At 71.8% G+C, this 10,785-nt stretch carries 9 protein-coding genes; 2 read left to right on the plus strand and 7 right to left on the minus strand.

Annotation, left to right across the window (positions count from 1 at the left end; all coding sequences use genetic code 11):
- Positions 1-230: 230 nt before the first annotated feature.
- The 5 genes from AC3CBB_RS09765 to AC3CBB_RS09785 all read right to left on the minus strand — a co-directional run bounded on the left by AC3CBB_RS09765 (position 231) and on the right by AC3CBB_RS09785 (position 7,490).
- Positions 231-1,661 carry a malate:quinone oxidoreductase gene (locus AC3CBB_RS09765; RefSeq protein WP_233580084.1) on the minus strand — a complete coding sequence of 477 codons (1,431 nt, stop codon included), beginning with the start codon at positions 1,659-1,661 and terminating at the stop codon, positions 231-233.
- A gap of 114 nt (positions 1,662-1,775) precedes the next feature.
- Complete coding sequence (locus AC3CBB_RS09770; RefSeq protein ID WP_488624427.1) at positions 1,776-2,834, minus strand: aspartate-semialdehyde dehydrogenase; 1,059 nt, start codon at positions 2,832-2,834, stop codon at positions 1,776-1,778.
- A 48-nt stretch (positions 2,835-2,882) separates the two neighbouring features.
- A complete protein-coding gene (locus tag AC3CBB_RS09775; RefSeq protein WP_123507382.1) occupies positions 2,883-4,148 on the minus strand; it encodes an aspartate kinase in 1,266 nt (421 codons plus the stop codon).
- A gap of 223 nt (positions 4,149-4,371) precedes the next feature.
- Complete coding sequence (recR, locus tag AC3CBB_RS09780) at positions 4,372-4,971, minus strand: recombination mediator RecR (protein WP_123507384.1); 600 nt, start codon at positions 4,969-4,971, stop codon at positions 4,372-4,374.
- A 2-nt stretch (positions 4,972-4,973) separates the two neighbouring features.
- On the minus strand, positions 4,974-7,490 hold the full coding sequence (locus AC3CBB_RS09785) for a DNA polymerase III subunit gamma and tau (protein WP_488624428.1): 2,517 nt from the start codon (positions 7,488-7,490) through the stop codon (positions 4,974-4,976).
- A 201-nt stretch (positions 7,491-7,691) separates the two neighbouring features.
- Between AC3CBB_RS09785 and AC3CBB_RS09790 the strand changes: the two genes are divergently transcribed.
- Entirely contained in the window at positions 7,692-8,309 is a 618-nt protein-coding gene (locus tag AC3CBB_RS09790; RefSeq protein ID WP_488624429.1) for a SipW-dependent-type signal peptide-containing protein, read from the plus strand.
- 130 nt (positions 8,310-8,439) lie between these two features.
- Entirely contained in the window at positions 8,440-9,177 is a 738-nt protein-coding gene (locus tag AC3CBB_RS09795; protein ID WP_488624430.1) for a signal peptidase I, read from the plus strand.
- A 41-nt stretch (positions 9,178-9,218) separates the two neighbouring features.
- Here AC3CBB_RS09795 and AC3CBB_RS09800 read toward each other — a convergent pair whose 3' ends face one another.
- Together AC3CBB_RS09800 and AC3CBB_RS09805 are read right to left on the minus strand one after the other, a co-directional pair.
- Entirely contained in the window at positions 9,219-10,097 is an 879-nt protein-coding gene (locus AC3CBB_RS09800; RefSeq protein ID WP_488624431.1) for a hypothetical protein, read from the minus strand.
- On the minus strand, positions 10,094-10,747 hold the full coding sequence (locus AC3CBB_RS09805) for a hypothetical protein (RefSeq protein WP_488624432.1): 654 nt from the start codon (positions 10,745-10,747) through the stop codon (positions 10,094-10,096). Before AC3CBB_RS09805 ends, AC3CBB_RS09800 begins: the two co-directional genes overlap by 4 nt.
- Positions 10,748-10,785 lie beyond the last annotated feature (38 nt).

Consider the following 10,785-nt stretch of genomic DNA (forward strand, 5'->3'; position numbering starts at 1 on the left):
CTCCTTCGTTCCGGCCCGCGTCAGCATGTCTGTGGACTGCAGGGGCCGCAGCGAGATCTGCGGCTATTCGAAGTATCGCAAAAGACGGCGGCTCCGTGTACCCCGGTTTCAGGGGACATAACGCGGGTGGACCACCCATACGGGGTTATTTGTGCCCCGAATGCGGTCCACGCAGATCATACTGCCGACGGGCGACACATGACGCCAACCCGGGCCGGTACAGACGGGGGTCAGGCGTGGATGCCCAGCGACTTCGCGGTCGACTCCATGGTGGCCGCGGCCTTCTTCTCGTCGTCGGCCAGCTGCTCGCCCACCGTCGGGATCATGGCGCGCAGCTTCGGCGCCCACTCGGCCTTCTTCGACGGGAAGCACCGGTCGAGCACGGTGAGCATGATCGGGACGGCCGTCGAGGCGCCAGGCGAGGCACCCAGCAGGCCGGCGATCGAGCCGTCGGCCGCCGAGACGACCTCCGTGCCGAACTGCAGCACGCCGCCCTTCTTGGCGTCCTTCTTGATGACCTGCACCCTCTGGCCCGCCGTGATCCGGTACCAGTCCTTCGGGTCGGCGTCGGGCATGAACTCGAGCAGTGCGTCGAACTTCGTCTTCTTCGACGCGGCCAGCTGGCTCACGAGGTACTTCAGCAGGTCGAAGTTCGACAGCGCGACCCGGATCATCGGGTACAGGTTGTGCAGCCGGATCGACTTGAACAGGTCGAGGTACGAGCCCGACTTCAAGAACTTGGGGCTGAAGCCCGCGTACGGCCCGAACATCAGGCTCGCGGTGCCGTCGACCACGCGGGTGTCGAGGTGCGGCACCGACATGGGCGGCGAGCCGACGGCGGCCTTGCCGTACACCTTGGCCTGGTGCTTCGCGACCACCTCGGGATTGTCGGTGCGCAGGAACTCGCCGCTCACCGGGAAGCCGCCGAATCCGGCGATCTCGGGGATCCCCGACTTCTGCAGGAGGCCGAGCGCCCCTCCGCCGGCGCCGACGAAGACGAATCGCGCCCGGACCCGGGTCGTCTCGGCGGTAGCGCCGCTCACCACGGTCAGCCCCCAGCCGGTGCCGGGCAGGCGGGTGAGGTCGGTGACCCGGTGGCCGAGCAGCAGCTCGGTGCCGGTCGAGGTGAGGTGGTCGAACAGGTTGCGGGTCAGCGCCCCGAAGTCGACGTCGGTGCCGGCCAGGATGTGCGTCGCCGCGACGGGCTCTCCCGCGGAGCGACCGGCCATGAGGGCAGGGGCCCACTCCGCGATCGTGCCGGGGTCGTCGCTGAACTCCATGCCGGCGAACAGCGGGTGCCCTTCGAGCGCCTCGTTGCGCTTGCGGAGGTACTCGACGTTCGCCGCACCCCAGACGAAGCTCATGTGCGGCGTCGAGTTGATGAAGCGGTCGGGCTCGGGGAGCGCCCCGGCGCCGATGAGGAACGACCAGAACTGGCGTGAGACCTGGAACTGCTCGTTGACCTTGACCGCGCTCGTGATGTCGATCGAGCCGTCGGCCTTCTGGGGCGTGTAGTTCAGCTCGCAGAGGGCCGAGTGACCGGTGCCCGCGTTGTTCCACGGGTTGCTGCTCTCCTGCGCGACGTCGTTCAACGACTCGTAGACCCGGATCGTCCACTCGGGCTGGAGCTCGTGAAGGAGCGTGCCGAGGGTCGCGGACATGATTCCGCCGCCGATGAGGGCGACGTCGATGGGCTCCGTTGCAGCAGTCACCAGTCGAGTCTATGGCTCGACGAGCGTCCGCGTTCTCGGGTAACGCTCGATGCCGAGCGAGACTCAGCCGGCGGCGACCGTGCGACGCGCCGCGACGATCTCGGCGATCTGCACCGCGTTCAGGGCGGCACCCTTGCGAAGGTTGTCGTTCGAGATGAACAGCGCCAGCCCGCGGTGGCCCGGGGCGCCCTCGTCGTGGCGGATGCGGCCCACGAAGCTCGGGTCCTGGCCGGCGGCGGCGAGCGGAGTCGGCACCTCGGACAGCACCACGCCAGGGGCCGACGAGAGGATCTCCGTGGCGCGCTCGGGCGTGAGGTCGTGGGCGAACTCGACGTTGATCGACAGCGAGTGGCCGGTGAAGACAGGAACTCGCACGCACGTTCCGCTCACGCGCAGATCGGGCAGCTCGAGGATCTTGCGGCTCTCGTTGCGGAGCTTCTTCTCCTCGTCGGTCTCGTTCAGACCGTCGTCGACGAGGCTGCCCGCGAACGGGATGACGTCGAACGCGATCGGGGCGACGTACTTGACCGGCTCGGGGAACGAGACCGCGGCGCCGTCTTGGACCAGGCCGATGGTGTCCTGCTCGAGAGCCGCCCTGGCCTGCGTCAGGAGCTCCTCGGCGCCGGCGAGGCCGGAGCCCGAGACCGCCTGGTAGGTGCTGACCGTGAGCCGCTCGAGCCCGGCCTCGGCGTCGAGCACCTTCAGCACGGGCATGGCGGCCATGGTCGTGCAGTTCGGGTTGGCGACGATGCCCTTGACGGCCTCGTCGATGGCGTGGGGGTTGACCTCGCTGACGACGAGCGGCACCTCGGGGTCCATGCGCCAGGCGCTCGAGTTGTCGATGACCAGGACGCCCGCGGCGGCGAACTGCGGGGCGTGCTTGCGCGATCCTGTGGCACCAGCCGAGAACAGCGCGATGTCGAGACCGGAGGGATCAGCCGTCTCGACGTCCTCGACGACGATCTGCTCGCCCTTGAACGGCAGGGTGGTGCCGGCGCTGCGCGCGGTGGCGAAGAACCGGATCTCGGCGATCGGGAACTCGCGCTCCTCGAGCAGCCAGCGCATCACGGCACCCACCTGCCCGGTCGCACCGACGACGCCTACGCGGAGGCCTTCAGCCATGGTCTTGTCCTGTTCTCGTGCCTGTGGGGCTTCGTGGGAGGGGCCGCGTCAGCGGCCGGTGCCGCCGTGGACCACGGCGAGGTCTTCGCCATCGAGGTCGAAGGCCGCGTGGACGACGCGCAGAGCGTCGTTGAGGGTGTCGGCACGGGTCACGACCGAGATGCGGATCTCGCTGGTCGAGATCATCTCGATGTTGATGCCGGCCTCGTAGAGCGCGGTGAAGAGCTTGGCGCTGACGCCGGCGTTCGTGCGCATGCCGGCGCCGACCAGGGCCAGCTTGCCGATCTGATCGTCGTACAGGAGGCCCGCGAACTGGATGGACTCGCGCTCGGACTCGAGGGCCTGGATGACGGTCGCGCCATCCGCCTTCGGGAGAGTGAACGAGATGTCGGTGAGGCTGGTCGCCGCGGCCGACACGTTCTGCACGATCATGTCGATGTTCGCGCCGGTCTTGGCGACCGTGCGGAAGATCTCGGCGGCCTTGCCGGGCTTGTCGGGCACGCCGACGACGGTGATCTTGCCCTCGCTCAGGTCTCCGGCGACACCGGCGATGATCGGCTCTTCCACGTGCTCTCCCTCTTTCGGGTTGACGACCAGTGTTCCCTCGTTGCCATTGAACGAGGAGCGGACGTGCAGGGTGACGCCGTGGCGCCTCGCGTACTCGACCGCGCGGATGTAGAGGACCTTCGAGCCGGCGGCGGCCAGCTCGAGCATCTCCTCGCTCGTGATGCGGTCGAGCTTCTTCGCTCTGGGCACAACGCGCGGATCGGCCGTGAAGATTCCGTCGACGTCGGTGTAGATCTCGCAGACGTCGGCGTCGAGCGCCGCCGCGAGGGCGACGGCCGTGGTGTCGGAGCCGCCGCGGCCGAGCGTCGTGATGTCTCCGGTCGAGCGGTTGAAGCCCTGGAAGCCGGCGACGATGGCGATCGCGCCCTGGTCGAGCGCCTCGCGGACGCGGCCGGGCGTGACGTCGACGATGCGCGCCTTGCCGTGCTGGGCGTCGGTGATCATGCCGGCCTGGCTGCCGGTGTACGAGCGCGCCTCGACGCCCAGGCCGCGGATGGCCATGGCGAGCAGGGCCATGCTGATGCGCTCGCCAGCGGTGAGCAGCATGTCGAGCTCGCGGCCGGCGGGCATCGGCGTGACCTCGTTGGCGAGGTCGAGGAGCTCGTCGGTCGTGTCGCCCATCGCGCTGACGGCGACGACGACCTCGTTGCCGGCCTTGCGCGTCTCGACGATCCGCTTGGCGACCCGCTTGATGCTCTCGGCGTCGGCAACGGACGAACCGCCGAATTTCTGCACGATCAGCGCCACCGGGTCACTCCATTCACAGCGGGCGGTCGATCGCCGCGCTTGACCCACGATTCTATGGGACGTTTCGAGCGGGTTACGGCGGGGGCGCCGCCCGCTGGCGTCCTTACGAGAGGAACGTGTGCGCGCTCACAAGGATTTGCGCCCCGATCTACGCACCCTGCAAGGAAACAGGGTCTCGCATGCAGGACTGACAAGGACGTCTACTGCAGGAGTCCTTGCGAGATCACTCGCTGACGAGCCGCCGGCCCTCGAACGCGCGCCCGAGCGTCACCTCGTCGGCGTACTCGAGGTCGCCGCCGACCGGGAGGCCCGATGCGAGGCGCGTGACACGCAGCCCGAAGGGCGCGAGCATGCGCGACAGGTAGGTCGCCGTCGCCTCGCCCTCGAGGTTGGGGTCGGTGGCGATGATGACCTCGGTGACAGTGTCGTCGGCGAGGCGCTGCACGAGCTGGCGGATGCGGAGGTCGTCGGGGCCGATGCCGTCGATCGGGCTGATCGCGCCGCCGAGCACGTGGTACAGGCCGCGGAACTCGCGCGTCCGCTCGATCGCCTGCACGTCTTTCGCCTCTTCGACGACGCAGATCGTGGCCGGCGACCGCCGCGGGTCGCGGCAGATCGAGCACGTGGTCTCTTCGGTGACGTTGCCGCAGATCTCGCAGAAGCGCACCTTGGTCTTCACGTCGACGAGCAGCTCGGCGAGCCGCGACGTGTCGAAGTTCTCGGTCTGCAGGATGTGGAACGCGATGCGCTGAGCCGACTTCGGCCCGATGCCGGGAAGCCGGCCGAACTCGTCGATCAGGTCTTGGACGATGCCCTCGTACATGCTCAGCTGCTCCCGTCGGCCGGCGGCCCGCTCTGCGGCGTGACACGCGGCGCGACGGTCTCTTCGTGGATGAACTGCGCGTTCAGGATCTCGCGCACGACGGCCTCGCCGTACCGCGAGTTCTGCGGCACGCCGCGGCTCGGTGCGGGTGAGCGCGGTGCCGAGGGCGCCGAGTGGGCGGGCGCCGCGGACCGGGTGGCAGCAGGTGCAGACGGGGCAGCAGCAGACGCGGCCGGGGTCGAGGCGGGGGCCGCGGGGCGGGCGTCGACCGGAGGCTCGACGTCGACCGGCGGGACTCCCCCGGGCGGCTCCGTCGAGATGTGCTCGGGCAGGTCCGGGCCGGGCTCGTCGGGGCCGAGCTCGTCGGGGCCGGGCCCGTCGGCCTCCGGCGGAGCCGACTGCGGGATCGGCGCGACGTCCCAGCCGGTGGTGGGCGCCGACGAGGCGGACGCAGGGCGTGCTGGCGCAGGGCGTGCCGGCGCAGGGCGTACCGGCGCAGGATCGTGCCCGCCCGCCGCCGGGCCCGACGCTGCCGTCGCCGCCGCGACCGTCGGCGTCGGGGTCGCCGCCGCCGCCGGTGCGGCCGGGCCCGCCACGGCCTCCGGAGCCGTCGGGCTCGGCGCCGCGGGCATCGTCGCCGCCGGTGCCGCCGAACCGCCCTCGTCGGGACGCTCCACCCTCGCGATGTACTTCACCCGCACGCCGAGCACCTGCACGATCGCGCGACGCAGGTGCTCGCTGACGCCCTCGCCGGAGGCTCCGGCAGGGCGCTTGAACTGCTCCACGTCGTTGACGCTGGGGAAGGTGAGCGTGAGGACCTCGTCGGCGAAGTCGCGGACCGTCGCGGTCATGGCGACCATCCAGGCCGAGAGCTTGTCGCGCTCGACGACCTCGAGCACTTCGGGCCAGCTGTCGCGGAGCTGCTGCAGCGTGACGGCGCCGACCGGCGCGGCCGGAGGCGGCGACGACGCGGCCGGAGAAGAAGCGGACGATGGCGTCGATGGTGCGGCCGGCGAGGGAGCTGACGGAGTCGTCGTGGCGGACGACACCGGCTCGTCCGGCGCCGGAGCGGCAGCGGGAGCCTGCGTGGGCGGGGCGGCCGGCGCTCCTGGCGCGACAGCGGCCCAGGCATCCGCGGCGGCGGCGGGCGACGACGAGGCGGGCGCGGCGGCAGACGCACCGGACGCGGCCGGCGAGGCACCGCGCGCAGCATCGCCCTGCGCGGCACCGCGCGGCGGCAGTCCGGACGGAGCGGCACCGCCCGAGGACGCGCCAGCCCGCGCAGGAGCACCCTGCCCCGCAACGCCGTGATCTGCACCGCCCTGATCTGCACCGCCCTGATCGACGCCGACCCGACGCTCGAGCCGCTCGACGCGGGCGAGAGCACCTCGGCCGGTCTCGTCGCTCTCGGGCACGAGCACGCGGGCGATCATCAGCTCGAGGTGGAGGCGCGGCGACGTCGCGCCGGTCATGTCGGTCAGGGCGCGGTTGACGACGTCGGCCGAGCGCGAGAGCTCGGCGGCGCCGAACGCGTGCGCCTGGCGGGCGAGGTGCTCGAGCTCTTCGGGCGTGATGCCGCGCAGCACCGCGCCGGCGCCCTCGTTGGTCGCCCCGACGACGATGAGGTCGCGGAGCCGCTCGAGGAGGTCTTCGACGAACCGTCGCGGGTCTTGCCCCGTCTGGATCACGCGGTCGACGCTGGCGAACGCCGCCGAGCCGTCGTGGGCTCCGAGCGCGTCGACGACGGCGTCGAGCAGCGAGGCGTGCGTGTAGCCGAGCAGGGCGACGGCGCGCTCGTACTCGACGGTCACGCTGCCGGAGGCGTCGCCCTCCGACCCGGCGATGAGCTGGTCGAGCAGCGAGAGGGTGTCGCGCACCGAGCCGCCTCCGGCGCGCACGACGAGCGGCAGGACTCCGGGCGCGGCCTCGACGCCCTCCGTCTCGCAGAGGTGCTGCACGTAGTCGAGCATCTGCGCGGGAGGCACGAGGCGGAAGGGGTAGTGGTGCGTGCGCGATCGGATCGTGCCGATGACCTTGTCGGGCTCGGTCGTCGCGAAGATGAACTTGACGTGCTCCGGCGGCTCTTCGACGATCTTGAGCAGCGCGTTGAAGCCCTGCGGCGTCACCATGTGCGCCTCGTCGAGGATGAAGATCTTGTAGCGGTCGCGGGCCGGGGCGAAGATCGCGCGGTCGCGCAGGTCGCGTGCGTCGTCGACGCCGTTGTGGCTGGCCGCGTCGATCTCGATCACGTCGAGCGAGCCGGAGCCGTCGCGCGACAGCTCGACGCAGCTCGGGCAGACGCCGCACGGGGTGTCGGTCGGGCCCTCCGCGCAGTTGAGGCAGCGCGCCAGGATCCGGGCCGACGTCGTCTTGCCGCAGCCGCGCGGGCCGCTGAACAGGTAGGCGTGGTTGACCCGGTTCGTGCGCAGGGCGGTGCGCAGAGGATCGGTCACCTGAGACTGTCCGATGAGCTCGGCGAAGTTCTCGGGCCGATAACGGCGATACAGAGCGGTGACCACAGAGAAAGAGTAGTCGGAGCCGCCGACACTCGCGGCCGGGGTGGGGCCTCGCCCGCGAGTCCCCCGGACGGGGGCGATCTGACACTGGTCGAACCGGATTGTCTGGAGTACCCTCGAACGCACACGGACCGCCCGGCTCACCACCGGCGGAGGCCCAACCAGCTTCCCTCGCAGTCCTCCGGATCAGGATCAGGAGACTCCATGTCGACCCAGTTGGCGACCCCGCACGCCCCCGCACCTCGAAAGAGGGGCCTCTCCCGCTCGGGCAGGGTCCGAGCGGTCCTCGCCCTCGGGGCCGTCGTCGGCCTCGGCACGGTCGCGACGCTCGCCGCGTGGTCCGACACCGGAGCCGCGACCGGCACGTTCAGCACCGGATCGCTCGACCTCAAGCTCCAGGGCCAGGACGGCACGGTCGCCGTCACGTCGCTCAGCATGGCGAATGCCGTGCCCGGCACGGTCGTCTACGCGAACCTCCCCGTGAGCAACGCCGGCACGGTGCCGTTCACCTATGGCTTCACGGTCGGGTCGACGAACGGCACCGACGCAACCCCCCTCAACGCGAACCTCAACTGGGGCATCGTGTCGAACGGCACGTCGGCGACCTGCAACGCGACCACCTACACGTCGGCCGCCGGCGTGACCGCGACGAACATCTCGCCGACGACGACCCTGAGCGCCGCCCCGGCCGTCACCGGTCGCCCCCTGGCCGTGGGTGCCGTCGAGAACCTCTGCTTCCGAGTCGAGCTGCCGTCGAGCGCCCCCACCGGCGCCCAGGGCAGGTCGACGGTCGCGACGGTGTCGTTCACTGCCAACCAGTAGTCTTTCGACCTTCTCCAGGTCACTCCGGTCCCGGCCGAGTCGGGACGAGCGGGCGGTGGTTCGACCGGTTCCATTCGGGTGGACCGTGCGACCATCGCCCGCTTCTCTTCCCCACGATCGAGCAGAGCCGATGACATCAGCCCCAGCGACCGCCAGCCGCGGATTCCGCGCGGCCGTGGCGATCCGCGAGGTGATCCTCTGGATCGGCTCCGTGATCGGCGTGCTCTGCCTGCTCGTGGCGGCGGCCGCGCTGCTGTTCGGCGTGACGCCGCTGGTGTTCCGCACCGGCTCGATGTCGCCGCAGATCCCGACGGGGGCCCTCGCGCTGTCGAAGACGGTGCCGGCGGCCGAGCTGCAGCCCGGCGACGTGGTGAGCGTGATCCGCGGCGACGGCGAGCGCATCACGCACCGCCTGGTGTCGAAGGCCGAGCGCCCGGACGGCGCCTGGTCGCTGGTCATCAAGGGCGACGCGAACGCCGAGGCCGACCCCGATCCGATCGTGACGAGGAGCGCCGACCGCGTCTTCTGGTCGACGCCGGGCCTCGGCTTCGTGCTGTCGGCCGTCTCGAAGCCGCAGGTCGTGTTCCCGGTCGGCGCGCTCTTCGGCATGCTCGCCGTGATCGGCTTCCGCCCGCCGCTCGACAAGCGCCTGCTGCGCGATCCCGACGAGCTCGTGCCCCGCGACGACGAGCCCGAGGGCGCAGGAACTCGCCCCCCGCCACCGGCGTCGCCCTCCGACGCGACTGCTCCCTCGCCGCACCCCCGCCACCTGGCGGAGTCCGACGCCGACCCCGCGCTCACCACCGCCTCCTTCTCCGACGCCTACGACGCCCGCCGGCACGCGAGCGCCGCGCACCACGCCCGCTGAGCACCCGCCGATCCACCCGAGGGGCCGCGAGCGAGGATGCGCTAGGAGCGCGGGGTGCGCCGGCGCGCCAGCATCACGACGGCGCCAATGCCGACGAGCGAGGCGCCGAGCACGCCGGCCCCGGCGATCGTCGTGCCCGTCCAGGCGAGTCTCCGGTCACGGGGGTCGCTCCCGCGCGCGCTCGGGTCGGACCGCTCGGAAGACCCGGCCGCGGACTCGCTGCCATCACGGCCGTCGGAGCCGTCGAGAGCGGTCGAGCCGGAACCCGACGTCGACCCGGAGCCCGAGGCCGATCCTGCCTCTGATCCCGCTCCCGAGCCCGCCCCGGGCGACTGCCCGCCGCCGCCCGCCCCGCCGGCGCCGGATCCTGAGAGCGTGATGCCCGACGCCGTGACCTTCAGGTCGGCGCTCCCGGCCAGACCCATCAGAGAGTCGTCCGTGCGCGCGGCCGGCGTGTCGGCCATCTCGAAGACCAGCTGCACGTGCACGGTCGTGCCCGCCGCCACTCGGCCGAGCACGATGCCGTCGTCGAAGACGGGGTCGCTCAGCGGCGTCGTCGCCAGCACGGTCGTCTTCCGGGCGCAGGAACTCGAGGCGGTCCAGGAATCCCGACACGTCGCCACCGACAGTGCGAGCCCGTCGTCGACCGAGGTGAGGCCTCCGGCGGGCTCGACCCGCAGCTCCAGCCTCGCGTCGCTGCCCGGCGTCGCGTCGAGGCGCCACGTCTCCGCGTACCCGGGGCTGAAGCCGGCGAACTGGGGCTGGAGGCCCCGGTCGGCGCTGACGGCCACCGTCTCGCGCGCGGGAGCGGCCCCCTCGACGAGCGTGACGTCGACGGCGAGGACGACGATGGAGGCGAGGGTGGCCGCCGCCGCCGCGACCGCGACGATGCCCCAGCCTCGCAGACGGTGGCCGGTCACGCCGTGCTCACGGCCTGCAGGGCCCAGGTGGCGGTGGTCTGGGCGGCGGCGGGGAGTTCCTGCGCCCCGGGATCGAGGCCGACCTCGAAGCAGAGCAGGACCGCGTCGCCGGAATCGGCCGCGAGGGAGACCGGGCCGGACGCGGGGACGCTCGCCAGGGTTCCGTCGGCGAGCTGCTGCCCGCCGGCGATGGTCGCGGCCGAGCAGCCGGCGCCCGGGGCGAGGGCGGCGATGCGGACGTGGAGGCGTTTCCAGAGGGCGCTGGAGTCGGGGCCGGCGGCGCCCTCCGGCACAGGAGCCGCGACGGCGACCCGGCCTGCGAGCGAGCCGGCGCGGGTGCGGACCTCGAGCGCGGCGTAGACCGGGGCTCCGGCCTCGAGCACCTCGCCGGTGAACGGCAGGGCGGTGAGCGGGTCGGCCGTTCCGCCGCCCGTCCACTCCCCCGTGGTGCCATCGGTCGCCACCGCTCGCTGCTCGAAGCCGAACGAGGTCGAGACCAGGTCGCCGCCGTCGGGGCCCCGGGGGCCCAGGGAGAGGGAGTCGGTCCACTCGGCCGAGGTCGCGACGGTCCAGGATGCCAGGGCGGCGACGCCGGCCGCGAGCACGGCGAGGCGCACTCGCCCCGTCGGTCGTGCCGTCGTCGCCGTCATGGAGTCGCCGATCTCGCTCAGTCGATTGAGAGGAGAAG

This window comes from Frondihabitans sp. OV104, assembly GCF_057787745.1.